General features: G+C 62.5%; 27 protein-coding genes. 6 read left to right on the top strand and 21 right to left on the bottom strand.

Features of this window, described 5'->3' with window-relative positions; genetic code table 11:
• Nucleotides 1-45: 45 nt before the first annotated feature.
• The 15 genes from ACR9WD_RS07615 to rpsP form a co-directional block, all read right to left on the bottom strand.
• The gene (locus ACR9WD_RS07615) at nucleotides 46-1,041 is read right to left on the bottom strand and encodes a tyrosine recombinase XerC (protein ID WP_423300038.1); all 996 of its coding nucleotides are present in this window, start codon (nucleotides 1,039-1,041) and stop codon (nucleotides 46-48) included.
• Nucleotides 1,042-1,074: 33 nt separating this feature from the next.
• The gene (gene dprA / locus ACR9WD_RS07610) at nucleotides 1,075-2,319 is read right to left on the bottom strand and encodes a DNA-processing protein DprA (RefSeq protein WP_434923117.1); all 1,245 of its coding nucleotides are present in this window, start codon (nucleotides 2,317-2,319) and stop codon (nucleotides 1,075-1,077) included.
• Nucleotides 2,320-2,327: 8 nt separating this feature from the next.
• Nucleotides 2,328-3,884, bottom strand: coding sequence for a YifB family Mg chelatase-like AAA ATPase (locus ACR9WD_RS07605; protein WP_434923116.1), 1,557 nt, complete (start codon nucleotides 3,882-3,884; stop codon nucleotides 2,328-2,330).
• The gene (locus tag ACR9WD_RS07600) at nucleotides 3,881-4,243 is read right to left on the bottom strand and encodes a YraN family protein (RefSeq protein WP_073706324.1); all 363 of its coding nucleotides are present in this window, start codon (nucleotides 4,241-4,243) and stop codon (nucleotides 3,881-3,883) included. Before ACR9WD_RS07600 ends, ACR9WD_RS07605 begins: the two co-directional genes overlap by 4 nt.
• Nucleotides 4,244-4,404: 161 nt before the next feature.
• Entirely contained in the window at nucleotides 4,405-4,725 is a 321-nt protein-coding gene (locus tag ACR9WD_RS07595; RefSeq protein ID WP_038991500.1) for a DUF2469 domain-containing protein, read from the bottom strand.
• Nucleotides 4,725-5,450 carry a ribonuclease HII gene (locus ACR9WD_RS07590; RefSeq protein ID WP_149596843.1) on the bottom strand — a complete coding sequence of 242 codons (726 nt, stop codon included), beginning with the start codon at nucleotides 5,448-5,450 and terminating at the stop codon, nucleotides 4,725-4,727. The genes ACR9WD_RS07595 and ACR9WD_RS07590 overlap by 1 nt, the downstream gene beginning before the upstream one ends.
• An 11-nt stretch (nucleotides 5,451-5,461) precedes the next feature.
• Complete coding sequence (gene lepB / locus ACR9WD_RS07585; RefSeq protein WP_245858301.1) at nucleotides 5,462-6,166, bottom strand: signal peptidase I; 705 nt, start codon at nucleotides 6,164-6,166, stop codon at nucleotides 5,462-5,464.
• Between the two features lie 164 nt (nucleotides 6,167-6,330).
• Nucleotides 6,331-6,744 carry a hypothetical protein gene (locus tag ACR9WD_RS07580; RefSeq protein ID WP_434923115.1) on the bottom strand — a complete coding sequence of 138 codons (414 nt, stop codon included), beginning with the start codon at nucleotides 6,742-6,744 and terminating at the stop codon, nucleotides 6,331-6,333.
• Nucleotides 6,745-7,091: 347 nt separating this feature from the next.
• Nucleotides 7,092-9,245: a trypsin-like serine protease gene (locus ACR9WD_RS07575; protein ID WP_434923114.1), complete on the bottom strand. Its 2,154-nt coding sequence runs from the start codon at nucleotides 9,243-9,245 to the stop codon at nucleotides 7,092-7,094.
• Between the two features lie 424 nt (nucleotides 9,246-9,669).
• On the bottom strand, nucleotides 9,670-10,317 hold the full coding sequence (gene lepB / locus ACR9WD_RS07570) for a signal peptidase I (protein ID WP_038991494.1): 648 nt from the start codon (nucleotides 10,315-10,317) through the stop codon (nucleotides 9,670-9,672).
• A 13-nt stretch (nucleotides 10,318-10,330) separates the two neighbouring features.
• Nucleotides 10,331-10,690, bottom strand: a complete 360-nt coding sequence (gene rplS / locus ACR9WD_RS07565) for a 50S ribosomal protein L19 (RefSeq protein WP_121866755.1) — start codon at nucleotides 10,688-10,690, stop codon at nucleotides 10,331-10,333.
• Nucleotides 10,691-10,939: 249 nt separating this feature from the next.
• On the bottom strand, nucleotides 10,940-11,764 hold the full coding sequence (gene trmD, locus ACR9WD_RS07560; RefSeq protein ID WP_434923113.1) for a tRNA (guanosine(37)-N1)-methyltransferase TrmD: 825 nt from the start codon (nucleotides 11,762-11,764) through the stop codon (nucleotides 10,940-10,942).
• A gap of 3 nt (nucleotides 11,765-11,767) precedes the next feature.
• On the bottom strand, nucleotides 11,768-12,310 hold the full coding sequence (gene rimM, locus ACR9WD_RS07555) for a ribosome maturation factor RimM (protein ID WP_434923112.1): 543 nt from the start codon (nucleotides 12,308-12,310) through the stop codon (nucleotides 11,768-11,770).
• 154 nt (nucleotides 12,311-12,464) lie between these two features.
• Nucleotides 12,465-12,707: an RNA-binding protein gene (locus ACR9WD_RS07550; RefSeq protein WP_038991490.1), complete on the bottom strand. Its 243-nt coding sequence runs from the start codon at nucleotides 12,705-12,707 to the stop codon at nucleotides 12,465-12,467.
• Nucleotides 12,708-12,709: 2 nt separating this feature from the next.
• Nucleotides 12,710-13,120 (bottom strand): 30S ribosomal protein S16, encoded by a 411-nt coding sequence (gene rpsP / locus ACR9WD_RS07545; protein WP_038991489.1) that lies wholly within the window; start codon nucleotides 13,118-13,120, stop codon nucleotides 12,710-12,712.
• A gap of 250 nt (nucleotides 13,121-13,370) precedes the next feature.
• On the opposite strand from rpsP, the gene ACR9WD_RS07540 reads away from it, so the two are divergent.
• Nucleotides 13,371-14,000 carry a LysE family translocator gene (locus tag ACR9WD_RS07540; protein ID WP_073706331.1) on the top strand — a complete coding sequence of 210 codons (630 nt, stop codon included), beginning with the start codon at nucleotides 13,371-13,373 and terminating at the stop codon, nucleotides 13,998-14,000.
• A gap of 47 nt (nucleotides 14,001-14,047) precedes the next feature.
• On the opposite strand, the gene ACR9WD_RS07535 is transcribed toward ACR9WD_RS07540, so the two are convergent.
• From ACR9WD_RS07535 to ACR9WD_RS07525, 3 genes are all read right to left on the bottom strand, one after another.
• Nucleotides 14,048-15,775 carry an HNH endonuclease signature motif containing protein gene (locus ACR9WD_RS07535; protein ID WP_434923111.1) on the bottom strand — a complete coding sequence of 576 codons (1,728 nt, stop codon included), beginning with the start codon at nucleotides 15,773-15,775 and terminating at the stop codon, nucleotides 14,048-14,050.
• A gap of 64 nt (nucleotides 15,776-15,839) precedes the next feature.
• Nucleotides 15,840-16,895: a FecCD family ABC transporter permease gene (locus ACR9WD_RS07530; protein ID WP_149596835.1), complete on the bottom strand. Its 1,056-nt coding sequence runs from the start codon at nucleotides 16,893-16,895 to the stop codon at nucleotides 15,840-15,842.
• Complete coding sequence (locus tag ACR9WD_RS07525) at nucleotides 16,892-18,010, bottom strand: FecCD family ABC transporter permease (RefSeq protein WP_434923110.1); 1,119 nt, start codon at nucleotides 18,008-18,010, stop codon at nucleotides 16,892-16,894. The genes ACR9WD_RS07530 and ACR9WD_RS07525 overlap by 4 nt, the downstream gene beginning before the upstream one ends.
• 81 nt (nucleotides 18,011-18,091) lie before the next feature.
• Between ACR9WD_RS07525 and ACR9WD_RS07520 the strand changes: the two genes are divergently transcribed.
• The gene (locus ACR9WD_RS07520) at nucleotides 18,092-19,099 is read left to right on the top strand and encodes an ABC transporter substrate-binding protein (protein WP_434923109.1); all 1,008 of its coding nucleotides are present in this window, start codon (nucleotides 18,092-18,094) and stop codon (nucleotides 19,097-19,099) included.
• A 120-nt stretch (nucleotides 19,100-19,219) separates the two neighbouring features.
• On the opposite strand, the gene ACR9WD_RS07515 is transcribed toward ACR9WD_RS07520, so the two are convergent.
• The gene (locus tag ACR9WD_RS07515; RefSeq protein ID WP_255209554.1) at nucleotides 19,220-19,348 is read right to left on the bottom strand and encodes a hypothetical protein; all 129 of its coding nucleotides are present in this window, start codon (nucleotides 19,346-19,348) and stop codon (nucleotides 19,220-19,222) included.
• Between the two features lie 60 nt (nucleotides 19,349-19,408).
• Here ACR9WD_RS07515 and ACR9WD_RS07510 point away from each other — a divergent pair, with 60 nt between their 5' ends.
• From ACR9WD_RS07510 to ACR9WD_RS07500, 3 genes are all read left to right on the top strand, one after another.
• A complete protein-coding gene (locus ACR9WD_RS07510; protein WP_256370204.1) occupies nucleotides 19,409-19,531 on the top strand; it encodes a hypothetical protein in 123 nt (40 codons plus the stop codon).
• A 124-nt stretch (nucleotides 19,532-19,655) separates the two neighbouring features.
• Entirely contained in the window at nucleotides 19,656-21,461 is a 1,806-nt protein-coding gene (locus ACR9WD_RS07505) for a glycosyltransferase (protein WP_434923108.1), read from the top strand.
• A 67-nt stretch (nucleotides 21,462-21,528) separates the two neighbouring features.
• Nucleotides 21,529-22,320 carry a CatB-related O-acetyltransferase gene (locus tag ACR9WD_RS07500; RefSeq protein ID WP_149596832.1) on the top strand — a complete coding sequence of 264 codons (792 nt, stop codon included), beginning with the start codon at nucleotides 21,529-21,531 and terminating at the stop codon, nucleotides 22,318-22,320.
• Nucleotides 22,321-22,394: 74 nt separating this feature from the next.
• Here ACR9WD_RS07500 and ACR9WD_RS07495 read toward each other — a convergent pair whose 3' ends face one another.
• Both ACR9WD_RS07495 and ACR9WD_RS07490 read right to left on the bottom strand, forming a co-directional pair.
• The gene (locus tag ACR9WD_RS07495; RefSeq protein ID WP_434923107.1) at nucleotides 22,395-23,264 is read right to left on the bottom strand and encodes a VOC family protein; all 870 of its coding nucleotides are present in this window, start codon (nucleotides 23,262-23,264) and stop codon (nucleotides 22,395-22,397) included.
• 127 nt (nucleotides 23,265-23,391) lie between these two features.
• Complete coding sequence (locus ACR9WD_RS07490; protein ID WP_434923106.1) at nucleotides 23,392-24,252, bottom strand: carbohydrate kinase family protein; 861 nt, start codon at nucleotides 24,250-24,252, stop codon at nucleotides 23,392-23,394.
• 148 nt (nucleotides 24,253-24,400) lie between these two features.
• Between ACR9WD_RS07490 and ACR9WD_RS07485 the strand changes: the two genes are divergently transcribed.
• Nucleotides 24,401-26,107 (top strand): AMP-binding protein, encoded by a 1,707-nt coding sequence (locus ACR9WD_RS07485; RefSeq protein ID WP_434923105.1) that lies wholly within the window; start codon nucleotides 24,401-24,403, stop codon nucleotides 26,105-26,107.
• Nucleotides 26,108-26,357: the final 250 nt, after the last annotated feature.

Below are 26,357 nucleotides of genomic sequence, written 5' to 3'. Positions count from 1 at the left end.
TTTCGCCACCCAGAAAGGCCATTTTCGCGGATTCATGCCAAATAGTCAGGCTCGCGGATGGGCTTGGCGATAGCTTTGCCTCAGCCGATCGACCGAAACATGCGTATAGAGCTGGGTCGTTGCCAGTGAAGCGTGTCCGAGGAACTCCTGGACAGCACGCAAATCAGCCCCGCCATCAAGCAGATGGGTGGCCACGGTGTGGCGTAACGCGTGCGGACCGCTAGCAGCGGTATCCCCCAGCGATTCCAGCGCCTTGGAAATGACTTCTCGCGCTTGGCGCACGTTCAAGCGCGCACCGCGCACGCCGACAAGCAATGCCCCCTTGGCCTCCTGCCGGGCCAAGACCTTGCGATGCGAGCGGATCCACGCGATGATCACGCGCTCTGCAGGCTTGCCGAAAGGAACAACCCGTTCCTTATTTCCCTTGCCAAGAACCTTCAGGGTACGTCGTTCGAAGTCGATGTCGTCCACGTCCAGGGCCACGAGCTCGCTGATGCGCAATCCGGACGCGTATAGCAGCTCCGCGATGACCTTGTCGCGTGCCGCTACCGCCTGGCTCCTGGCATCCGGGCCTGATTCCGCTGCGCTTTCGCTATCGCCTGCGCCGGCAGTCACCTCAGTTTTTTCGGAGAGCAGGCGATCGATCTGGCTTGGCTGCAAAACGTGCGGAAGCCGCCGCTCCTTCTTGGGCGCGGCCAGCCGCAGGGCGGGGTCGGTGTCGATCAATTGGTGCTTCAGCGCCCATGCGAAGAAATTCTTCACCGCAGAGATCCGCCGGGCCAAGGTAGTTCGGGAAACCTGCGCTTCGTGAAGCTGGGCCAACCAGTCGCGGAGCATCTCGACCGTAATCTGCTTGAGGCTCGGATCCTGGGACTGGTGCTGCAGGAACTGGCCAAGGTTGCGCAAGTCCACGTCGTAGGCTCGCAGAGTATTAGCGCTTCGGCCGCGTTCGCGTTGCAGGTACTCCAGGTAATCCGCAACCGGCTCGGCGAACTTTGCCGACAGCGCAGTGCTGGTGTGCGTCGTTGGTTCTTGCTTCATCACTATTGAGAATACCCTCAGCTGCTTCTCCGGCTAGTTCTGGCGCACCAGCTTCCAGGTCAAGCCATCGGTAGCGGCCATGTCCAGCGACTCCAACCGGTTGATGGCCCGGAGCGTCTTGATCAGTGGCACGCCACTGCGCGCCGAGATTTCATCGACCAGCATCCCTTTGGCGAAGGACATCGTGTCGTACACCATGCCTTCATCTCTGCTCAGGTTGTCAGTAAGGCGCTGCTGGGCTTTGGAACTGGGCGACTCTGTTTGGCGATGCTGGCCCAGCAGCCCCAGTGCGTCTTGCGGACTGGCAAGCAACGCCGCACTGCCCTCCGCGATCAAGCGATGGCATCCTGCCGAGTTGGGAGCGAAAACACTGCCTGGAACAGCTGCAACATCGCGTCCGAGCTCGACCGCATGGCTGGCGGTGTTCAGCGCACCGGAACGGTGGCGCGCTTCGCTGATGATGACTAGCCTGCTCAATGCGGCGATCAGCCGGTTGCGGTTCAGGAAGCGGAAGCGAGCGGATGTGGTCCCGGGCGGCACCTCGGATATCAGCACGCCGCGGGCAATAATCTGGTTCAGGAGATTGCTGTTGCCCGAAGGGTAAAGCCGATCGATGCCACCAGCCATAACGGTGATCGTTGGCGGACCCGGGTACTGCCAATCCTCCACGCTCAGCGCTGCACGGTGCGCGCTGGCATCAATGCCGTAGGCGCCGCCCGAGACGACGGTATACCCACTCAATGCCAATGTCCGGCCAAGATCAAAGGCGACTTGATCACCGTAGTCGCTGGCGTCGCGTGAGCCGACGATGGAAACGTTGCTGGCCAGCTCTTGGCCTTCAAGCAGCTGGGGGTTTGCCGATCGCCACCATAGGCACAGCGGACGACCGAGATTCAGGTCGGCTAGCTGACGTGGCCAGGCGGCATCAGTGGGGATCAGCAGTCCTCCACCAACCCGAGCGGCGGCATCCAGGGCCCCCACCGGGTTGCTCAGCGGCAGGCGTTTCCGCCATCGGGTCAGCGCCACTTTCAGGTCTTGCGCGGAATCCCCGGAAGGGTGGAATCCCAGGATTCCGTCCACTGGAAGCTTGAGCGCAGACGGATAGAAATCCTCTCGCTGGATCAAGCGCAGCAACTCCTGTGTGCTCATGAGTTCCAGCAAGGCCGTGGCCACGTAGTCGTTGGGCTCTATGAGCTGGTTCAAGTGAGCATAGACCCGACGCTCCTGGGAGCTTGGGGTCACCCGTCCCCCGGCAGCGTTCGTATTACTGGAAGTCATGACCTTACCTAGCTGCTTTCCAAGTTCTGGCGGAGATGACCGGCGATGGCCAAATCGTCCGCGGTCGGTGCTGTGTGTTCCTGCTGATCTGCCACAGTCCACGCGACCCTCAAGAGGCGGTGGATTGCCCGGGCAGAGAGCCCGCGCCGCGTGGCAAGCTGCTCAAGCGCCGCCCGCGTCCTGGCCGGGTAGTCCAGCTCATTCTTGAGGATTTGCGTTGGAATCTGCGCGTTGCAGGCAATTGAGAACTTTCCCAGCCGAGCCTGGCTGCGTGCTCGGGTGGCCACGACTCGTTCACGAACCTGAGCACTGGATTCGTTCGGTGCCGAGTTCAGCAGCTGGGCTTGCGGAACCGGGTTGACCCTGACCTGCAGATCGACACGGTCGAGAATCGGTCCCGAGAGCCGGGCGAAGTAGCGCCGGCGAGCCATGGGAGTGCAGGTGCATCCGGTACCGGTTCCGAAATTCTTTCCGCAGGGACACGGGTTGGAGGCCATGATGAGTTGGAAACGGGCCGGCAGACGCTGGTGCCCTCGGATCCGCGCAAGGTTGATATACCCTTCTTCGATCGGTTGGCGCAGCGCATCGAGTACGCCTGTATGGAATTGCGCTGCCTCATCGAGGAACAGGATGCCGTGGTGGGCGCGCGTAATGGCGCCGGGAATCAGTTGTGCTGTTCCACCGCCAATCAGCGCTGATCGGGATGCGGTGTGGTGCGGTGCGACAAAAGGCGGCGTGCGTTGCAACTGGTCCAGTTCACCGGCACCTCCCCGGGTAATGGAATGCACCGCTGTGGCTTCGAGAGCCTGGAGATCATCCAACGGCGGCATGATTGTCGGCAGGCATTTGGCCAGCATGGTTTTTCCGGCGCCGGCCGGCCCAACCATGATCAGGTGGTGTCCCCCGGCCGCTGCCAATTCCAGTGCGAGCCGTGCTTCCTGTTGCCCGTTGACCAGGCCCAGATCCACCTCGTCGGCAGCGGCTCCGAGGACGTGCCCACCAGTTTGGTTAGCTGATTGCGGTGGCCGGTGGCGCAGGTAGGTAGTAATTTGATCCTTTGCCGCTCCACAGAAGGCCATGACCTGCCCGAGGTGGCGCAGCGCAATGACCTCTACGCCACCCACCAGCCGGGCTTCTGCTCCGTTCTCTTCGGCCACGATCACCTGGTCAAGTCCATGGGCGCGAGCCAGTTGCACGGCTGGCAGCACCCCAGGTACCGGCCTCAAGGTGCCATCCAGGCCGAGTTCTGCCATGTACAGGGTGCTTGCTGAAGCGAACAGTTGCTGATCAGCGGCCAAGGCGGCAATGACGATGGCAAGGTCAAAAGCTGACCCGTATTTCGGCAGCGTGGCCGGGGATAAATTGACCGTCAGCTTTCGGTTGGCTAGCGGGATTCCTGAATTCCGTGCCGCTGCCTTGATCCGTTCGCGGGCCTCGCTCAAGGATGCGTCGGGCAAACCCAGCAGGACGAATCCCGGGATGCCGTTGCCTAGGTCGGCTTCGACTTCCACCAAGGAAGCGCTGACCCCGTGCAGGGCCACGGCACTGGTTCGAGCGGTACTCATGAGTGCACATTTTCATGCAGGTTGCAGTCGAATCCGGTCGCCGTCGCGTAGACCTCGACGACATCCACGCGAAGTTCGGGCAGAAACAGGCGATGGGATCGGGCCCAGAAGAGAAGCAGCTTGTTGAGCCGGCGAAACTTGGCCGGGGTGATCGCGTCGAAGCCGGAACCGAAGCGTTGCGACGACCGCGTTTTAACCTCGACAGCCACGATCTGGCCATTTCCAGCCCGCGCTACCAGGTCCAGCTCCCCTGCCGGGCATCGCCAATTGCGATCGAGGATTTCGTAGTGCTGTCCTGCGAGAAATGCGGCGGCGGCTCGTTCCCCGTCGGCACCTAGCCGTTGTTTCTCGGTCTGCATGCTTGCTCCTCGATGTCTATGATCCGTTATGGAAACATCGTCGGAGATTCATAAGCCACGGCAGCAGCACGGGCCGCGGAATGTGGATATCTCGTTGCCAACGAGAAAGCCAGCCCTGTTCTGGAAACAGAGCCGGCTCTCGAATACCTATGCAGCTTGAGCTAGTTGCCCAGTCCGTCCTTCGGAATCTGGAATTCGTCGGGGTTGAGTTCTTCGACGTTAACATCCTTGAACGTCAGCACCTTGACGGACTTCACGAAGCGGCCCTGGCGGTAGATGTCCCAAACCCACGCGTCGGTGAGGTTCAGCTCGAAGTACACTTCCCCGGCATTGGACAGGGTCTTCACGTCCACCTGGTTGGCCAGGTAGAAGCGGCGTTCGGTCTCGACCACGTAATTGAACAGCCCCACCACGGTCTTATACTCGCGGTACAGCTGCAGTTCCATGTCGGACTCGTAGTTTTCCAGGTCGTCGGCAGCCATCACTTTGCTTTCTTTGTCGTGGCTTCACCTTGGGCCTGATCAGCGCCCGAAGTCAAGTTCCAGCTCTTTCGGTGGTAGTCGCAGGGACCCTGTACGACAATCGCGGCACGATGCGCTGCGGTGGCATAGCCCTTGTTGATCTCCCAACCGAAGTACGGATGCTCCGTGGCCAGGCCTACCATGATGCCGTCGCGTTCGACCTTGGCCAGTATGGATGCACCGGCGATAGCCTGGCAGGTCATGTCCCCCTTCACGATGGTAGCCACGGGGATATGCAGGCCAACGGGCTCGCGGTCATCGGCCAGGATATCGAACAGGTCCGGTTCGGGCGCGGTCAGCCAGTCGTAGCTGCCATCCAGAAGCGCCGCTTCAGGCTGGACGGCGCACTGCGCCATGGCCCGTGATCCGGCCAGGCGCAGGGCTCCAGTGACACCGAGCGCGTCGATTTCAGCTGCCGAGGCATGCCCCACGCCGTAGCCGACGGCCCATTGGCGCACTGGGTCGACCAGTGCCATCCGGGTGTCCGGGCTCAGGAGCTTGGAATCGCGCAGTTCAGGGAATTCGGTGACTTGCTGGATATCGATCACTGTCATTCCGACGGTAATCGGACCAGCCAGCGCGCCGCGTCCCACCTCATCGACTGCGGCGATGTAGCGGACGCCATGTCTGGCGGCCAGGGCGCGCTCGTGTTCGAGTGTGGTTGCCTTGCTCTTGGAATCAGCCATGTGCAGGTACGCTACTCAGCCACTGGGTGCGGGACATCGGAGAAGACTTCTTCATGGGAGTCGATGGTGCCCCAGCGCGAAGTAGGCCACGAGATCACCGAAGCTCGGCCCTGGACGGATTCAATGTCGACGAAGCCGCCTTGGCGGTCGGCGTGGAAGCGGGAATCCGCGCTGGCTGCACGGTGATCGCCCATCACCCAGAGCTTTCCTTCTGGGACGGTCACCTTGAATTCCATGTCCGATGGGCTGTCTCCGTCGTAGATGTACGGCTCGTCGATGGGCTCGCCGTTGATGGTGATGGCGCCTTCTGCGGTGCAGCATTCCACGGTGTCACCGGGCATGCCGATGATGCGCTTGACCAGGTACTGCTCGTCGGCCGCGGGAAGCACGCCGACAAAGGAAAGCACGTTCTGGAATGCGGTGGGGTACTCGGTCAGCGGCGGCAGCCACTCCTGGTCATCTCGGAATACGACGACATCTCCGCGTTCCAGGTCGAAAGGACCGGGAACCATGAGGTTGGCGAAAATCCTGTCGTCGACCTCGAGAGTATGCTCCATGGAGCCGGATGGAATGTAGTAGGCACGGAAGAAGAAGGTCTTGATCACGAATGAGAGCAACAGCGCGATCGCGATAATGATGACAATCTCGCGAACGAAGCGCCATAGTTTGTAAAGTGGTCCCCGGCTTCGAGGAGTCTCTGCTGATGCTGCACTCACGATTCGATTAGTGCCTTCCATTGTCGCGTGTTATCCCCATCTTACGTGCCGTATCAGGCGCAACGTGTCATTGCACGGCTACGGCCAGTTGCTCCGGAACGCGCCAACGGCCAGTCCCGGCGAAGGGACTGGCCGTTGGCGCGACCGTGAAAGCGGAGTCTGGGCTACTGGGTGGCTGCTGGCGTCATGATGCCGCCGCTCTCCTTGTAGTCCACAGGGATTTCGCCGATGGGCTTCTCATCGTCGATCAGCTTTTCGACAGCTTCGAGCTGGCTCTTGTCCACCGACAAGGTGATGCCTCCGGTCTCAGGATTCAGCGTGTAGGCATGGATGGCGTTGCGCACAGGGTTTTCCTGCTTGCTTTGCCACTTCATGATTTCGGAGATTGCCGAGCGGAGTTCTTCGCTGCTGAATTGGACCAGGTGCCCGACGGCACCGGCTTCTTCAATGGTGGATAGCTGTTCTTCGCTGGTCGTTGAAACGTTCAGCTTCCCGTCCTTGATCCAGCCTTGGACGTAGTCGTCGCCCAATGCTTCGGAAAGCTGGTCATTGGTTTGGAGCAGTGCATCTTGATCCACGGCATTCTCACTTGAATTGTCTGTTTGCTGCGAGGATTCCGATGCCGTAGTGCTGGCGGAAGGCTGCGTGCCTGGATCGGTTCCCTGGCCGCAGCCGGTAAGCAAAAGTGCAGCCATGGCGGCGGTAGATGCCAGCATGATTGGCGTGCGTGAAGTTCTAGCGTTCGAATTCATAAATTACACCTCGGTGGTATTCACGTTGCCGCAACGATCTTAGCTTTCAGGCTAGTGCCAGATTCGTAGAGCAACCAAGGAGCTACATGTGTGCCAAGTAAAAATGCCCCGCTACTTGTTCCAAAGTAGCGGGGCACTTTCAGCAGGATCTATTCCCTTGGGTCAAGAATCCCTTAGCCGTGACGGCGTGCGCTGCGGCGGAACAGCAGGAATGCTGCACCGGCCAGAGCCATTGCACCACCAGCGGCGATCAGCGGAACGCTGCTCGATCCGGTATCTGCCAATGGATCTTCCTTCTTAGGAGTTTCCTTTGGAGTTGCAGACTTGCTTGGCTCGTCGTCCTTAGGAGCTTCCGACTGCTCCTCATCTTCCGAAGCGGAAGGCGAGGTCGATGGCTCGTCGGATTCATCCTCGGACGGCGATGGCGAGCTGCTCTCGGAAGGCGAGGTCGATGGCGACTCCGAAGGCTCTTCGGTTGGCTCGTCAGTCGGAGTCTCGGTTGGCTCGTCAGTCGGAGTCTCGGTTGGAGTCGGCGTTGGGGTTGGGGTAGGAGTCGGCGTCGGAGTTGGAGTTGGCGTCGGAGTTGGAGTTGGCGCAGCAACGATCACGACGTTGGCGTTGACCCGCTCAGAGGTGTTGAAGCCGTTCTTGGCCTGCAGGGTGAACGAGTACTTGCCCAGCTTCTCCGGTGCGGTGAAGCTGAACTCGCCGCTGGAATCCACAGTCACGGTCTCGACAACCTTGCCGTCCACGATGATGTCCACCTTGGTGCCGCTGGAGGCAGACTTGACGGTACCGGTGATGGTATCGCCGGCTTCGACCTCGGTGCCGTTCTCCACCGACAGTGCAGGGGCGTTCACGAAGAACTTCACCTGGTAGCCGTCGATGTAGCCCTTCTTGAAGACATCGTCCAGCGAGGTGTACATCGCAACGTCGTCCGCGTTGTTCTCGATTCCGTCCTCGCCGCCGGAGTTGGCGGAGTTGATGCCCACGGCCTTGCTGCCGACGAGCACTGGTCCACCGGAGTCGCCCTGGTCCAGCACGGTCTGGCCCGGGTTCTCTGCGGAGTAGCCCCAGACCGAACGCACGGTGTCGTTCTGGCCGTAGACGAAGAAGACGCCTTCGCCGTAAATTATCGAGCAGCTCCAGCCGGTGGTGCGGCCAGCCGAGCAGGCCTCGGACCCGACGACTGCCTTGGACACGCCGGTCACGTTCAGGACCTGGTCGCGCTCGTCCTGGCCTTCTGGCCACTGCGAGACCGCAGCGTGCAGGTTCAGTTCAGGGTTGATGTCGTCGATCACCGAGATATCGGTACCCGGCTCCAGGCTGTCGAATTCCTCATCAGTCATCGAGTTCAGCTCTTCCAAGGTCCAACCCGAATTGTCCGGGCCACCGAACTGATTGAATCCAAAGGTGCCCAGTTCCGCACTGATACCTTCGATCTTATTGGGGGCCGAATGCTCCAACAGACCGAGGATAGTAGTGGTGCCATCCACGGAGCAGTGGCCTGCGGAGATAACTGCATCCTCGCCGGATGGGTTCCAGGCGTTGAAGCCAAGCGAGCAAACAGTGGACTTATCGGTAGGCTGGCCCGATGGGTCCATGGCATAGCCCATCGCTCCGTAGACATCTTCCAGCGCGGAAGTCTCGGCAACGCCGGAGCCTTCCTCACCCTCGACGTACTTGGCCTGGCTGACGAATTCCTCGATGGTCAGGTCCTCGGCCGAGAGCTCGGCAGACTTGGATTCGAGAGCCTTGGCTTCCTTCTTCTCGAAGCCTTCAGCATAGATCTTCAGGCCTTCGGCGGTGTTCAGAATCGCGGTAATGCGCTTCATTTCCTTCGGCGCAACGGTCTTCGCAAGTTCCTTGTAAACCTGTCCTGGAGTCCTGACCTCGGCGTCGAGGACCTTCATTTCCAACGTGGTAGGTGCTGGAGTAGCGGTCTCGGCGATGATCTTCTTCGCCTTGTCTGCGTCGTCCTTGCCAACGGTGATTTCGGCCTTGCCGTCCTTCACCGAGGCAGTGGCTTCCACGCCCTTTTCGTTCAGTTCGTCGCGAACCTTGGAAACAGCGTCGCTAGTTTCCCCGTCCTCGACGTACTCTTCAACCGACTTGTCGAGGTCTCGCTCGATAGCCTTGTCGAGACCTTCGGTATCGACAGCGCTTGCGCTCGGCGACGGCTTCTCGCTAGCCGGAGTGGAAGCAGTCGGCGATTCGGAAACCGTCGGCGCTGCCGCTGCAGGCATGAAGCTCGAACCGACCACCAAAGCGGTCGCGGCTGCTGCAACGATGCCGCGCTGCGCAGTCTTCTTTTTTGGATGTGGCATTAACGCTTCTCCCAGATTTATGGTGCGAGTGCTTGCGTTTCCCCTTACCTAAGGGCGCACGCGTAAGCACAGGTGTTGTTACCAAAATGAAACAATACTTCGTTCCCGCACAGCTTTTCAAGCATCGAATCCAACAGAAATATAAACTCCGAACTTTGTTTCACCTAGTCAAATAGGCCTGCCCAAATCGACTCAGGTCACAAATTACGAGCCAGTAGCGTTGGTTTAAGATTGGACTACTCTTTCTCATCCCAAGTCAGCTTGGTAGATCCTGAGCGTTATCGCAATATTGGCACACCAACTGCACAGCAACACGGGCCCCGTGAAAATCCATCCAAATTAAGTACATGAGGATAGAAAAATGGTGCCGGATGGGTAGTTCTACCCATCCGGCACCAGCAAATTCGTTGCTTGTGACGGCGTGTCACCTGATATCTGAGCGCTGATCGAGAGGCCAAATTACCTCTGCGGCCTTACCAGTAACCCGTTCAACACTGATCATCCCGCCGCCGCTGGCACCCAGCAACGAGCGCGAATCCTTGGAAGTGGACCGGTGATCGCCCATGACCCACAAACGGCCTTCCGGCACTTCTACGGAAAATTCCTGTTCGCTTGGAGCATCCCCGGGGTAGATGTACTGCTCATCTACAGGCTCTCCGTTAACGAGAAGCAGCCCATCAGCACCGCAGCATTCCACGGTGTCTCCCCCAACGCCGATGACGCGCTTGACGTACTTGTTGTTGCTTCCCGTGAGACTGAACGCCGAGAGCAGGTCTTCAGCGAAGCTGGCCTTGGCGTAAGGCAGGAACGAGCCGCGGCCATCGAAAACGATGATGTCTCCGCGCTGCGGTTCGGAATCCAAGTAGGCGCGGCGGTCCACGGAGATGCTTTGGCCAGGGTTGAGCGTGGGCTCCATCGAGTTGGAATCGATACGGAAGACATCGATCACCGTGGCGCGAAGAAGAATGGTGGCCAGCAGGCCGAGAATAACCGCGAGTACAGCGAAGCGCCAGACCCATGAAAAGGCCTGGCGCTTCATTGTTGCCCGCTCGGTGCGTGCAATCCGGTTCATGGAAGAACGCAGATTACTTCTTTGCGCCGAAGTCGCGCTTCTCGCGGATGCGAGCAGCCTTGCCGTGGCGATCGCGCATGTAGTACAGCTTTGCACGACGCACGTCGCCCTTGGTCACGACCTCAATCTTTTCGATGATTGGGGAGTGAACTGGGAAGGTACGCTCAACACCGGTACCGAAGGAAACCTTGCGAACGGTGAAGGTCTCGCCGATGCCGCGGCCCTGGCGGCCAAGGACGTAGCCCTGGAAGACCTGAACACGGGAGTTCTTGCCTTCGATGATGTTGACGTGCACCTTCAAGGTGTCGCCTGGGCCGAAGGCTGGAACGTCGGAGCGCAGCGAGGCTGCGTCAACAGAGTCAAGAATATGCATGGTGCATCTCCTAGGATCAATGCCGCAGGTCACCGAATCCTCGTAGCGGGGCCCGACACCGGTTGAAACCAGTGAAATCCCCGGAACGTTGTACCATCGATTGCCCCTAGCAATCGATGCGGCGGTCTTCTATGGATCGAACTTCCCCCTGCGGCAGGAGTCGAACAAAAACACACCAAGAAACAATTATGCCGTATCAGCGAAGCCGACGCGAGTCTGCCCGAAATGGCTTCGAGTGATTTTCCCCTCTTAGCCGTTCTCGGTTCCGGCGCCGGTGGCCCAGTCCAGTTCGGCCTTGGGGGTAATGGCACCGTCAACGAGCGCAAATCCGTTGTGCCACAGGGCATCGCGGTCTTTCCGGTTCAGGCTCTCGGGATCCAGCTGCATGATCAGATCGGGGCGGCGCGCAGCGGTGCGCTTGATCTGCTCATCTCGGCGGAACCGTCCCACACGCTGGTGGTTGCCGCCGAGCAGCACCTCCGGGACATCGCGGCCTCGCCAGGATGCCGGCTTGGTGTAGACCGGGTATTCCAGCAGGACATCCGAGTGGGATTCTTCGACCAGGGATTCAGGGTTGCCGATCACCCCGGGGATCAGCCGGGCGATGGCTTCCACCATTACCATCACAGCGACCTCTCCCCCGTTGAGCACGTAATCGCCGATGGATACCGGGATGACATTGAAGTTCTCGTGCGCATACTCGATGACGCGCTCGTCAATGCCCTCATAGCGGCCGCAGGCGAAGACCAGATGCTCTTCTTCGGCAAGGTCGTAGGCCATTTGCTGGTTGAAGACGGTGCCTGCAGGCGACGGGACGATCAACGTCGGCTTAGGGCCTTGAGCGTCGGAGGGGCGCACCGAGTCAAGTGCCTGACCCCACGGCTCGGGCATCATCACCATGCCGGCTCCACCACCGTAGGGGGTGTCGTCGACCTTTCGGTGCTTGTCGGTGGTGAACTCGCGCAGGTTGGTGACATTCAGATCCAGGATGCCGTCTTGCGCGGCGCGTCCGATCAGCGACAGCGAGAGCGGCTGCAGGTACTCAGGGAAAATCGAGATGACGTCTAGACGCATGGCTTACTTTGTTCCCTCTTCTTCGCTGCCTTCTTCACCGCTGTTCAAGGTCAGCAGTCCTGCCGGCGGGGTGATGACCACGATGCCGGCTTCCGGATCGATCTCCGGCACGAACTCGTCGACGAACGGCAGGTAGATTTCCTCGCCGTCAGCGTCTTCGAAGACCAGCAGATCCTGGGCTGGATTGGTGCGCAGTGCGGTGATGACGCCGACCTGCTCGCCATCGAGCATGACCTTCAGATCCAGCAATTCGTGCTCGTACCATTCGTCCGAGTCGTCTTCCGGCTCGTCCGAGACCTCGATTTCCAGGCGTGCGCCACGCAGGGTTTCCGCCTGGTTGCGGTCGGCAATTTCCTTGAAAGCGAGCAGCAGGATGGTCTTGTTCCAGCGGGCGTTCTTGATGGTCAGGGTTTTGACCGGGCCGTCGACGACGATGAATTCTTCGCCAGCGGTGAAGCGCTCTTCCGGGTTGTCGGTCATGACCTGGACGGTGACTTCACCACGGATGCCGTGGGGCTTGCCGATGCGGGCAACCTGCAATCGCATAGTCTGCTGCTCTTTCTGCACTAAGTTCCGTGGCGTGCGCCGGGAGACTGGTTTGGAAATTCTAGGGTAAACACGAAAAGGAGTTCCCGTCACTTCTCAGGACGGAAACTCCTTTCGTTTCGAAGCCAACTTACAAGTCAGACTTCTAAGTTGTTCAGCCTCGGCGACGGTCGGTGTCGATTACATCAACACGTACCGGCTCCTTGGCCAACGCTGCCATCACGGTGCGCAGTGCTCGCGCGGTGCGTCCCTGGCGTCCGATCACACGACCGAGATCCTCAGGATTCACTCGAACTTCGAGCAGGTCGCCGCGACGGGTTGACTTCAAGGCAACCTTGACGTCTTCCGGTTCCTCGACAACCCCGCGTACCAGATGGTCTAGCGCGTCAACGAGCACTGTTACTCAGCCTCGGTAGCTTCGGCCTCTGCCTCTTCAGCAGCTGGCTTCTCAGCCTTCTTGGTGATTGCCTCTGGGAGGATCACGGAACCCTTTTCAGGAGCAACGAATGCTGGCTTAGGCTCGGCAACCTTGTAGGTGCCTTCCTGGCCATCGATGCCCTTGAACTTCTGCCAGTCACCGGTGACCTTCAGCAGTGCGTGTACCTGCTCGGTTGGCTGTGCGCCAACGGACAGCCAGTACTGTGCACGATCCGAATCGATCTCGATAACCGATGGGTTCTCGGTTGGGTGGTACTTGCCGATCTCCTCGATGGCACGGCCATCGCGCTTGGCGCGCGAGTCCATGACGACAACGCGGTAGAAAGGTGCGCGCATCTTGCCGAAGCGCTTCAGACGAATCTTTACGGCCACTTTTGTGGTCTCCTGTTTCTCAACATGGTCGAATCCAATTTTTGGCACCTGTGGGGCAGGCCTTACTGGTTGGACTCTAAAAGGACAGGATTCGTAGCGGAGAGAGGGGCCACTGCGAATCGAGTACCCTGCAATTATGCCAGAGAGCAGGCTGGCTGGCCAACTCCATCTGGCGCAACGTGTCGGGCAATGATCATGAGCTTGCTCACCCCGGAGGCCATGCTGATTTGCAGTTCGTAGTATTTATTCTATGACCGTCACTTCCGCTTTGCTGGCCTTCAGCGCCGTTGCCGCCTTGATGACCCTGATTCCGGGTGTCGATACTGCGTTGATCCTTCGTTCGGCGATCACCCGTGGGCGCGGCGAGGCCATGCTGGCCGGGCTGGGGATTTGCACTGGTGTCTTCGTCTGGGGCGTGGCCGCGGCCGCCGGAGCATCGGCAATTCTGGCCGCGTCGGCGCTGGCGTACCAGATCCTCACTTACGCCGGCGCTGCCTACCTGGTCTTCCTGGGCGGGCAGATGATCTACCGGAGCCTGCGCAAGAAGCAGCTGCCGAGCACCGAAATCCCGGTGCCGCAAAGCGGCATTCGAACCTACCTGACCGGCCTGGTCACCAACGTGCTGAACCCGAAGATCGGCGTTTTCTATATCGCGGCCATCCCGCAATTCACCCCTGCCGGCAGCAATGCCCTGCTCATGGGCGTCGGCCTGTCCGCCGTGCATGTTGCCCTCACCCTGATGTGGGCCGCCATTCTGGTATTCGGAGTACGGATCGCTGGACGCTGGCTGAGCTCAGCCAAGGCGGTGTCTTGGATGGATCGGATCACCGGGACGGTACTGATCGGCTTCGGGCTGAAGGTCGCGCTCTCGCGGCCGTAACCTCGTGCACCAGCCGCCGTGGCGGCGCAGCTGGGCATTCGGCGTGCTCAGGCAGCTACCGGGACACAGTTTCTTCGCGGCATTTGCAGCGGATCCAGGTGCTTGGGCAGCAGGATGTGTGCCAGTCCCCCGACCGTAACCACGGAGAGCAACCCGGCATGGACGGCATGGTGGTGCCGCCGGCACAGGCAGCTGCCGTTGCGCGTCGAGGTGCACCCGCCTCGCTCCCACCAATTGTCGTGGTGGTATTCGATCATTTCCGGTGGTGCGCTGCATCCCGGGACAATGCATCCACGGTCTCGGGCGAAGATCGCCCGTTTCATCGCTTCCGTGAAGAAGCGTTCCTTGCGCCCCACATCCAGCGGCTGGCCATCGGGCCCGAACACCACCCGGTAGATTTCACCCTGGCAGATCAGCTGGGCGGTATCCACGGAATCGAGTTTCAACCCATGATCTGTGGTGGCTCCCAGCTTGCCTGGATCACCCAGATCCTGCAGGTCGTTCAATTGGATGTGGATGCCGATCCTTGGCGTGATGCCCTTGGCTGGCGACCCTGTCGAACGCTGCTTCAGTGCGGCCAATAGTGCATTGAGCCGACGCTGAGGCACGGGCACGTCCCCATCGCCAAGCAAGGCGGAATCCTTAGAGCCTTTAGTGCCATCAGTGCCTTGAGCATCTTGGGTGCCTGGCTGCCACTCGGAGGACCTGGACTCTGCGTCCTCCTGGTCCTCAGACTCGCAGTGCTCTTCGTGTTCTTCGTGTTCTGCTTGTTCTGCTTGGGCCCACGGTGGCGGAGGTTCGCTGCTGCTGAACAAGTCGTCGCTGGCTGGCTCGTCCGCGGCGTTAGCCTGTTGGCGTGGCGCCGCGTCTGGGGCGGCTCCGGCCGCACGGGCGGCCTTGCCTGCGGTGGTGCGCGGATTGTCCGCCTGGGCCAGGGCGGAGCGGAATTCCTCGCGCTGGGTTCCGCCGATCAGCAGCTCGTACTTGTCGCAGTCCCCGACGGTGCCCCGCGGATAGATGCCCGGTTGCGAAGTCCGTGTCTGCGTGCGGGCCTTGCGTTCAGCGCTCAGCAGGGCCGACAGCTTGGTTTCGCGGGTGGCGCGATCGGGTTCCTGCAGCAGCTCGGCGGCTTGTTCTTCGAGCAGCTGGCCCTGGGCATTGCAGGCGGTGGGTTGCAGCGGCTGGCCCTGGAAGCTGGTGTCTGCCGGCTCGAACTTGTCCAGGGCACGGGCCGCGCGGGCCACCATCCGCGGATCCAATGCAGGAGCCTCGGCGTAGAGCTTGGCCAGCTGGGCGAAGCGCGGTGCGGCGGTGCTGCCATCCATCAGCCGGCGGGCGATGAGCAGGTGGGCGTCGCTGACCCGATGCTGCCCTTCGTGGGCGTTGATTCCCAGCCACCCGGCCAGGAAGTCGCCGGTGTTCTGGTAGTGGGCGCGTCCCGAATGCTGGCGGGCTGGCCGGGCCAAATTGACTGTTGAATCCGCGACGGCCGCCAGCTCATCGTCTTCCAGCAGGTGGGCGCCGGTTGATTCGAGGTGGATGGCGCTGCGCAGCTGCTCGCGCAGGGTGTAGCGGTAGAGCAGTTCAACCAGCCGGGCATGGGCGGCCGCCACCCGCGGGTCATCGCTCTCGCGCAGGGCTTCAGAAAGCTTGGCCAGCAGCGCGAGGCAGGACGCCATCAGCTCCAGGAGCACGCCGGCCGCTTGGCGCGGCAGGGCCCCGGTGATGGCTTCGCGCAGGATCTGCGTCGCTGCGGCTAGCTGGTGAATTCCCATGCACCGATCATCGCCCCGGCCCATTGCGCTGGCCGGGCCGATGCCGCGAAATGTGGATAAGCGGTTATCCGCGCTGGCGGACCTTGGACTGGCGGATCACCAGGAAGATCAGGTACGGGGCGCCAATCACCGCGGTGGCCACCCCGGCGGGCAGGATCACCGGGAAGGCGCGGGCCGCGAGCAGGTCGGCCAGCAGCACGAAGATCGCCCCGATCAGTGCCGCATGCGGCACCGGCGGGATGGTGCCGCGGGCCACCAGCCGGGCGGCGTGCCCGCTGGCCAGCGCGACGAAGGCCAATGGCCCGGCGATCACCGTCGCGGCGATCGCCAGCAGCGAGGCGATCCCTAGCATCAGCACCCGGTCGCGGCCCAGGTGCATGCCCAGGGCGCGGGAGGTGTCCGAATCCAGGGCCAGCACCTCGCGCTGGTTGCGCAGCAGCGCCGCGGCCACCAGTCCCAGCACGATTACCGCCGGGGCGATGGCGAGGTCGGCCCAGGAGATCGCGTTGATCGTCCCGGCCAGCCAGGTCAGCGCCTGCTGCGCGTTGTAGATCTCGCCCAGGGTGAGCATCCAGGAGGTCAGCGCCGCGCACAGCCCGGAGAACCCCAGGCCGACCAGCACCAGCCGGTTGCTTTCCAGCGAACTGCGCCAGACCAGCGCGAAAACCAGTGCGGAGACCAGCAGTCCGCCGACGGTGGCGGCGATCGGCAGCCCGTAGAGCACCAGCAGTTCGGATCGGCCGGCGGTGTGCGCGCTGATCGCCAGCACGCAGACCGCGCCCAGGGCCGCGCCGTTGGTCACCCCGAGGATGTCGGGGCTGGCCAGCGGGTTGCGCGCCACGTTCTGGGTCAGCGCCCCGGCCACGCCGAACCCGGCTCCGGCCAGCACCGCGGCCACGCTGCGCGGCAGGCGGAATTCGGTGATCGCCAGTTCGGTGCGCGCATCCGGGGCCGCGCCGAAGAGCGTGGCCAGCACATCGCCGATGGCGATCGGGGTGCCGCCGATGGCCAGGTGCAGGCAGAAGGCGGCGAAGGCCACGGCCAGCAGCAGCAGCCCGGTAGCCGCCGCGCGCCGGGCGCGCAGCACCTGGGCCGGCTTGGGAATCGCCCGGGTGCTCATACGGCCACCGCCTTGCGCCGGCGGGCCACGTAGATGAAGAAGGGTGCGCCGAGCAGCGCGATGACCACGCCCACCGGCAGTTCCCCGGGCCGCGCGAGCATCCGGCCGAGCACATCGGCCACGCACAGCATCAGCGCCCCGCACAGCGCGGAGCCGGGGATCACCCAGCGGTAGTCGGCGCCGAAGATGCGCCGGGCAATGTGCGGCACCAGCAGGCCGAGGAAGGCGATCGGCCCGGCCAGGGTGACCGCCAGCCCGGACAGCGCCACGATCGCGGCCAATCCCAGGCCGCGGGCGTGCAGGGCGGTGATCCCGAGGCCGCGTGCCGAATCCTCGCCCAGGGTCAGCGCGTTCAGCCCGCGGGCATTGGCCAGCGCCAGCACGGTGCCGGCGATCAGCAGCGGCCACAGCGACAGGAAGGACTCGTAGCCCTGGACCACGGAGCCGACCTGCCAGAAGCGCAGGGTTTCCAGCGCGGCCTCGCTGAGCAGCACGATCGCCGAGACCACCCCGGCGCACAGCGAGGTGACCGCGGCACCGACCAGCAGCAGGGTGATCGGCGATCCGCCGCGCCCGTCGATGCGCCCGATGCCGAAGACCACCAGGGCCGCGAGCAGCGCCCCGCCCAGCGCCAGCAGCGCCTGGGTCCATGCCGGCTGCGGGCCAGTGAAGGCGGCCACCGAGACGATGGCCAACGCCGCGCCCTGGTTGATGCCCAGCAGGCCGGGTTCGGCGATCGGGTTGCGGGTGTGCCCCTGGATCAGCGTGCCGGCCATGCCCAAGGCGGCGCCGGCGGCCAGTGCGGTGACGGTGCGCGGCCAGCGGATCTCCCGGATGGCGATGTCGCTGACTTGCCCGTCGGGTGCCAGCAGTGCGTGGCGCAGCTCGGCGAAGCTGGAGGTGGTGCTGCCGATCCACAGGCTGAGCCCGATAGCGGCGCCCACCGCGGCGGCCAGGACCAGCAGTGAGCTGATGCGCGGTGTGGTGCGGTTGATGGTCGGTGGCCTTTCTCGGGCCGCGAGGTGCGCGGCGGGTGCGAACGGGGGTTGCGATCGATTATGTCGCAGGATGTTGACCGGTGCGGCCGGAATCGTGCTACTGTTCATCTCGCGCATTGAGCTTACCCTTACCTAAATAGGGCTGGCAAAAATACATCATGCGTCATTTAGTAAATCGTCTTCACGGAAAGCACTCGCATGCATACTCCCCGCATCCTCGCACTGGCCGCGGCCTTGGCGGCGGCCTCGCTGGCCCTGTCCTCCTGCGCAAGCTCGGCGCCGAGCACCGAACCTGCTGAAACCGCCGCCACCGCGCAGGCCGATGCCAGCTTCCCGGCGAGCATCAAGCATTTCCGCGGCACCACCGAATTGGCGCAGCGCCCGCTGCGCGTGGCCGCGCTGGATCCTTCCTATGTGGATGCAACCATGCTGCTGGGCGCCGAGCTGGTGGCCTACACCGAGTACCGCCAGGGCGACAATCCCTTCCCGGAGTACCTCGGCGACATCTCGGATTTGACCGATGAGGCAGTGAACGTCGGCACCATCGCCGAACCGGATTTGGAGAAGCTGCTGGCCACCGCGCCGGATGTGATCATCTCCGCCGACGTGCGCCAGGGCGCCATGTACGACCAGCTGAACAAGATCGCCCCGACCATCTTCTCCGAGTCCACCGGTCCGACCTGGAAGGAGAATGTGGTGCTGCTGGGCGAGGCCCTGGGCAAGAAGGAGCAGGCCGAGCAGGCCGTCGCCGACTACGAGGCCCGTGCCGCCGCGGTGGGCAAGGAAATCCTGGCGAAGAAGCCGGAAACCACCTATTCGCTGGTGCGCTTCGCCGGCGAGGACACCGCCCGCCTGTACGCCACCGATTCGTTCATCGGCGAGATCATGGTCGACATGGGCATCCCGCGCCCGAAGGACGCGCCGGACACCACCGAATCGATTTTTGTTCCGCTCTCGCCGGAAGAAATCCTGAAGGCCGACGCCGAAGTGATCTTCCAGTCCACCTGGGCGCCGGAAGGTGCCGAGGGTGACGCATCGCGCGCCGAGGAGAAGAAGTTCACCTCCAACCCGCTGTGGGAGAAGCTGGAGGGCGAGGTCGTGCCGGTTGACGACTCGATCTTCCTCTCCTCGGTTTCGCTGCAGGGCGCCGGTGAGGTCATCACCCAGGTGGCCGAGCACTTCGAGGTCGACCCGCAGCTGCCATAGCGGCCGCGAGCAGCTCCAACCATTAAAGAGCATCGAGTCCCTGCCCGGCGTCATTCGCCGTAGGCAGGGACTCGATGCTGTTAACTAGCGGCCCCGAAAGGTGCCGCGCTCAATCAGTGGTTATCTGGCGGCCTTGCGCACCGGATCGACAGCGCTCTCCGCGTGCTTCAGCCGCTTCTCAGCGCGCTTCTCCTTGATGCTCTTGCCTGGTTTTTTCGCTTCGCCCTTGCGCGGGGATTTGCTCGACATGACGTGCCGTCCTTTACCGGAGACGCACTGCGCCTCCAACAAATGCGGGGAGAGTACCCCATGACCACGACCATAGGAAGTTTCGCCCAGAAGGGCAAGGGATACTGCCAACTGGGCGATTCTTCCCATGATTCCAGCGCATCCGGCGAGCACCTTGGCGGATGGGCAGATGACGCGGTGTGACCGGCACAACGGCGCATTCCCAGCGCCCGCCTAGCTTCACCGCGTAGGCTGAAATCTGGCGCGGGGTACTGCCTATCCTCGTGTGAAATTAACTTTCCTGTGGTCAACCTAAGGATCCTTCACCGTGGTATTCAAGGAACAGCATGTGGACGCCTATATGGTGACGTGGAAGCTGGAGCGCGAATTCGGCGGGATGACCACCGTCTGCACCCAGCGCGCGGCGGCTTTCGCCGAGCGCCATGGCTCGGCCGCTGTGATCACCTTCGCCCCGAATGCGCAGATTCCGCAGATCGCCGAAGAGCTCGTGGAACGCGGCAAGCTCTCGCCGAAGGTCAAGGTGCTCAACCCCTATCTCTACCTGGCGGAGCATGACCTGCAGCCGCAGGAGCGCATCCCGGACAGGAAAGCGGAACCCGCGCACCAGGACTTCACCCTCAGTGATTCCGTTCGCCATCCCGGCGGGACCGGCCTGTTCTGCGAGCACAGCGTGGCCGGTCCGGAGGGCGAGGTCAGGCAGACCGCCTACTTCCGCAACGACGGCACGGTCTTCCTGACCGATACGAAGTTCCACGACGGCAAGCACCGCCGCGTCGTCGAGGCATTCGACCGCACCGGAATGCTGGTGGCGCGTTTCAACAGCGCTGCATCGTTCTACCGCTATTGGCTTTCGCAGATCGTCGACCACCCGAACTCCCTGGTGGTCATCGACAGCAAATTCACCGCGGCCATGCTCGCCTCCTGGAAAACCGTGCATGTGCCCAAGGTGTTCGCCTTCCACAGCATTCATGTGGCCAAGGGGCAGGATTTGGCCACCGGCAAGCTTTCCAAGGGCCACGGCCCGATCATCGAGGAACGCGCCAACTGGGATGCGTTCGTCTTCCTGACCCGCGCGCAGCGCCAGGCCTATGTCGAGCGCTTCGGGAATCCGGACTCGGCATTCGTGATTCCCAATCCGCTGAAGCCTTCGGTTCTCCAGCCGCCAGAACCGGAGCGCGGCGCCACGGATTTGATCGTCGCCGGTTCGCTGACCCCCAACAAGAATGTGGCCGCCGCACTGGATGCCGTCCATGAGCTGTCGCGCCGCGGCAAGCATCCCACCTTGCACATCGTGGGCGAGGGCAGCGAGCGCGACGCGCTGGAAGTGCGGGCCGCCGAGCTGGGCTTGGGCGAGCAGGTGGTCTTCCACGGCTTCTCCGATCAGCTCCCCCGCCGCTTCGCCTCCTGCCTGGCCCAGCTGTTCACCTCGACCAACGAGGGCCAGGCCCTGGTGATCCTCGAAGCCCAGGCGCAGGGATGCATTCCGGTGTCCTTCGACATCAACTTCGGCCCCGCCGACAGCATCACCGATGGGAGCAACGGCTTCCTGGTCCCCCATGGGGACATCCAGCTGATGGCGGACCGCGTCGAGCAGCTCATGGATGACCCCGCGCTGGCCGCGAGGATGTCGCAGCAAGCCCGCACTTTTGCCCGCGAGTACCAGTCTCGCGATCTCGTCTCGCTCTGGGAGGAAACCGTGTCCATCGCCAAGCTGTTCAAGAAGAAGGCCGCAACCAGCGACGTCCCGCATTTCGATGCGCGGCTGCGCGGCGTGGAATTCCCCGAGGGCCAGGGACTGCAGGTGAAGGTAGAGCATCATGCGGACCTCGATGCCCTGCCCGCCGATGCCGTTTTCGAGCTGGTCTTCGTCAACCGCGGCAGCAAGGAAGAGCTCGCCTCGGTGCCCAGCACCGGCGTGGAGGGAGAACTGGTCTTCTTCGATGTGGATCCCCAGCTGCTGGGCGAGATCCCGGAGCAGGACACGGCAGTGGACGTGAACCTGCGCCTGCGGGTGGGCAAGGATGTTGAAGACAAGCGCCTGGGCCTGCCCGAATCGATGATCCTGCCCTACTTCACGACGCAGAAGAACCTCTCCTTCCGCCCCGAGCAGTAGCCGGCATCCAGCGCGTGCTCCGCGCCCATGGACAATTCTCCAAGCCCGCTTCGATAAACTCGATCGCATGCGAATCAAGATGTCCCAGCTGCGGCCGCTGCTCAAGAGCCACCGGATCCTCATGACGGTTCCTGGCATGAAGGATTTCGAGGACACCGGAAGCACCTACAACCCCGGTGCCTGGGTCAGCTACGAGGAAGACCTCGCCTTGGATCCCTACACCACCTTCTGGGGCACCAGCGGAACAGCACTGCCGCGCATGGGAGCGTTCTCCTATACGCATTCGAAGCTCAACAAGGCCATCAGCGTCGGACGCTTCACCTCGATCGCCAAGGGCCTGTCGGTCATGGGTGCCAAGCACCCTTTGGAGTGGGCTTCGACCAGCCCGGTGTTCTACAACCAGCGGCTGCTGATGCAGACCTACTGCGCCGATCGCGGCGTGGAACTGGGCACGACAAAGTACAGCTACACGCCGGGGAAGATCACCATCGGCAACGATGTGTGGATCGGCGAGAAGGTCACCCTGGGCCATGGGGTATCGATTGGCGATGGAGCGGCCATCGCCTCGAATTCGGTGATCACCAAGGACGTGGCGCCATTCACCGTGGTGGGCGGGCTGCCGGCGAAGAAGATCCGCGACCGCTTTGATGCCCAGACCACCGAAGCGCTGAAGGCCTCCCAATGGTGGCGGTACGCCCCGGAGGATCTCACGCCGCTGCAGGTGTCGGACCCTGCGGCCTTTGCCGAGCAGGTGCTTGAACGGGCAGCGGCCGGCACGCTGAAGCCCTTAGAAACCCAGCCGCTGACCGCCCGGCATATCGCCGAACACCTGGAGTCCCTGCAGTCCGCAAGCAACTGAACATGGGAATGCCCCGGGCGCTCGCCGAATTGGCGGGCGCCCGGGGCAATTAAGCTGTCGGGCCAGAGTCTGGATCAGCCCACTGCCACGCGCAGCTCGTTGTTCCATGGGTCCTTGAAACGCAGCTCGGCGCCGGTGTGGTGGTTCTCCACCTTGGCGAAGGCCAGCCGTTCGGCCAGCTTGCCCACCTCGTCTTCGGTCGGGACGTTGATCAGCACCTCGCCCAGGCCCAGGGTGTCCTTGCGCGGTCCGGCGCCGCGCGAGTTCCATACATTCATCGCCATGTGGTGGTGGTATCCACCAGCGGAGACGAACAGCGCCTGGTTGCCCAGCGTGGCAGTCTCGTCGAAGCCCAGGGTGTTGACGTAGAACTGGCGGGCGGTGGCGACGTCGCCAACCTGCAGGTGCACGTGCCCGATATCGGCGGCGGCCTGGCGCTGTCCCGTGATGGCCTGCTCATTCAGGTGCTCATTGAGGAACTTGTTCGGATCCAGGTAGATGGTATCCATGGCTACCTCGCCGCCGCTCCAGCTCCAGGTATCGCGCGGACGGTCCCAGTACAGCTCGATGCCGTTGCCTTCCGGGTCGGTGAAGTAGAAGGCCTCGGAGACCAGGTGGTCCGAGCTGCCCACGAAGCGGCTCTGGTCGAACTGGGCCGCCGAGAGCACGGTGGCTGCCAGATCGGCCTTGGTGTCGAAGAGCAGCGCGGTATGGAAGAGCCCCGCTTCGTTGCGCGACGGCAGCTGCAGGCCCGGCGCGTTCTGCAGGTTGACCAGTTCCTGGGTGCCGCGGCCCAGGCGGGTGCCTTCCGCGGTTTCATCCAAAACAGCCAGTCCCAATGCCTGCTGGTAGTACTCGCTCACGACCTTCATGTCGCCGACCTTCAGTTGCACGGCGTTCATGTGGGTGGTTGCGGCGAGCTTGTCTTCTTTGAGCATGGTCATCTCCCGCGCCTTCTTTCCGATCAGGACTTCCTGTTGGCTATCACCCTACTCCAATTTACTTGATGCTTCAAGTACATTCTGGTGTTCCGGTGATCACGCCATTGAACGCATCGGGTGCACCGCTCCGCTAGGCTGGCAACTGGGCGAGCTTCGGGTGCAGATGCCTGCTCGATAGCGCTGCCGCCGCACTGCTGGCAGCCGCCTCCATCGACGCCTGCACTGGCGCGCCGCGCAGCCGGGCCGCCAAGAATCCCGCCATGAAGGCATCTCCGGCACCATTGGTATCGACCACCTCGACCTTTGGCGCGGCCACTTCCCAACGCCGGCCCTGGCGATCCATGGCCACCGCGCCCTGCTCCCCCAGCGTGCAAATGCCCAGAACGGGGCCGCGGCGCAGGCAACCGGCCAGCAGCTCCCACGGGTCACTGGTGGCATCATCGTTCATGAAAACCACAGAAGCCGCGCCCAGGAATGGCTGATGGAACGAGGTAAAGCCATCAAAGTCATGCAGGTCGACCCACAGCGGCACGGCCGGCCCACGCAATCGCTCAATGACCCGCAACCCCAACTCGCTCAGATCAATCACCGCCAGATCGGCTTCGCGCACCGCGGCGCAAACGGCTTCGACATCCGCATCCGCGGGAGTGGACGGCGTGGCAAGATAGACCGAGACCCGCTGGCCGCCAGCCATGAGGTTAACGTGCTGCTCGGTGCTCGCGCTGGGCACCACCTGCAGGTTGATGCCAGCGCCCAAGAGCGCACGCCGCAGCGCACGCCCGGATTCATCGTCGCCTACCTGGGTAAAGAGCTCGGTGGCGACATCCAGCGAACTCAAGTGCAGTGCCTTGCCCGCAGAAATGCCACCGACGGTACGCCATGCGCTGTTCGCGAGGAGTTGCTGGGGGCGGGGTTCGGGCAGGTGGTCAAGCTCAACCAGCTGATTCCAGCTGGATGGACCACAGACAAGCACCTTGGGCTGCTGGCTCATGCACTAATTAAATACCCCCAGCCTCAGGTGATTCAAGGCTTCGGTCGGCAACAACGCTTTCAAACCCTTGGACTTCCAAGTATATTGGCCAGTGATCCGCCTCACTCTATCGACGGGGCGCCATTGTCCACGCGAGGGAAGGTTAGTTGTGAGCGTTACCGATGAATTCAGAGCTGCCCGAGATCGGCTCCTGGAATTGCGCAACGATTACCGGAAGGCACGGGCCGAGTTCAGCTGGCCTCAGTTCAGTGAGTTCAATTTCGGCTTTGACTGGTTTGACCGGGTTGCCAAGGATCCGCAGCGGGCGGATCAGCCGGCGCTGATCATCACCGAACGAGACGGCAGCTCCATCAGGCGCACCTGGGCCGAGCTCTCCGAGCGCTCCACCCAAGTGGCCCGCTGGCTCGCCGACCAGGGCGTGAACCGCTCGGACTCCATTGCCATCATGCTCGGCAACCAGGTTGAGCTCTGGGAGTCGATGCTCGCCGGAATCAAGCTCGGCGCCATCCTGATCCCGTGCACCACGCAGCTGACGCCCACGGACCTGGCCGACCGGATCGATCGCGGCCGCATCCAATGGGTGATCACCAACGAGGCCGAGATCCAGAAGTTCGACACCGTGCCCGGGGACTACACGCTGATCCAGATCGGCGGCAGCGTGCCAGAAGAAAATCTCGACTACGCGAAGTCCCACCAGGCCGAGGCCAGTTTCCAGCTCGATTCCCCCACGCGCGCCGATGAAACGCTCTTGCGCTACTTCACCTCTGGCACCACATCCAAGGCCAAGCTGGTTGAGCACACCCATACGTCCTACCCGGTGGGCCACTTGAGCACCATGTTCTGGATCGGCCTGGAACCTGGTGATGTGCACCTGAATGTCGCTTCGCCGGGCTGGGCAAAACATGCGTGGTCCAACCTGTTTGCGCCATGGATCGCCGAGGCGACTGTTTTCCTCTATAACTATGACCGCTTTGACCCGATCGCGCTGATGAACCAGATGGACGCCGAAAAGGTGACCAGCTTCTGCGCGCCGCCCACCGTGTGGCGCCTGCTTATCCAAGCCGATTTGGGCGCGCTGGCCAATCCCCCGCAGAAACTGGTCTCCGCTGGCGAGCCGCTCAATGCCGAAGTCATCGACCAGGTCAACAAGGCCTGGGGCCAGGTGATCCGCGACGGGTTCGGGCAGACCGAGACCACGGTGCAGATCGCGAATCCGCCAGGCGAGCCGATCACCATCGGCGCGATGGGCCGGCCGATGCCCGGCTACGAGGTGGTGCTGCGCGATCCGGCCACCGGCGAGGAAGGCGAAGTGGGAGAAATCTGCCTGGTCACCACCCCGCGTCCGCTGGGCCTGATGAAGGGCTACTTCGAGAACGAGGAGAAGACCAATGAGGTCTTCCGGGACGGCGTGTACCACACCGGGGATATCGCCGAGCGGGACGAGCGCGGCGTGCTGACCTACGTCGGGCGTGCCGATGATGTGTTCAAGTCCAGCGACTACAAGATCAGCCCCTTCGAGCTGGAATCGGTGCTGATCGAGCACCCCGGCGTGGCCGAAGCGGCGGTGGTGCCGGCACCCGATGAGCTGCGGCTGACCGTGCCCAAGGCCTACATCGTCGCCTCCGGCGGGCATGAGCCGGGCCCGGAATTGGCCGAATCGATCCTCGCCTACTGCCGCGAGCACCTCTCGGCCTTCAAGCGCATCCGCCGGCTGGAATTCGCCGATCTGCCCAAGACGATCTCGGGCAAGATCCGCCGCGTGGAACTGCGCCAGGCAGAAGAACGGCGGCACACCGGCGATACCCCAGCTGGCACCGAATACCGGGATACCGACTTCCCGAAGCTCAAGGGGTAATCACTTCTGGCACCAGGGCGCTTTCCGGAGATGGGTTCGGCAGGCGCCCTGGTTTTTTCTTTGCCGCCCATCCTGAGTCGCTCCGGGCGCATCTCGCCGCGGATGAAGCTCGCGGGGAAGCGCTACGTACCTGTTTCACGATGCGCACGTCCAGGGTTTATTTCCAGAGGTTTCTAGCTTAAGAAGCTACCGGTTTACATTGTGAGCCAAGACTCATACTATGGGTTTTCATGCCGTGGCTTCGGTCACA

The sequence above is a fragment of the Glutamicibacter sp. PAEs-4 genome, assembly GCF_051161755.1.
In the GTDB taxonomy this organism is placed as follows: Bacteria; Actinomycetota; Actinomycetes; order Actinomycetales; family Micrococcaceae; genus Glutamicibacter; species Glutamicibacter nicotianae.
The sequence above is the reverse complement of the archived record's forward strand: the minus strand, read 5'-3'. Positions and strand labels throughout refer to the sequence as shown.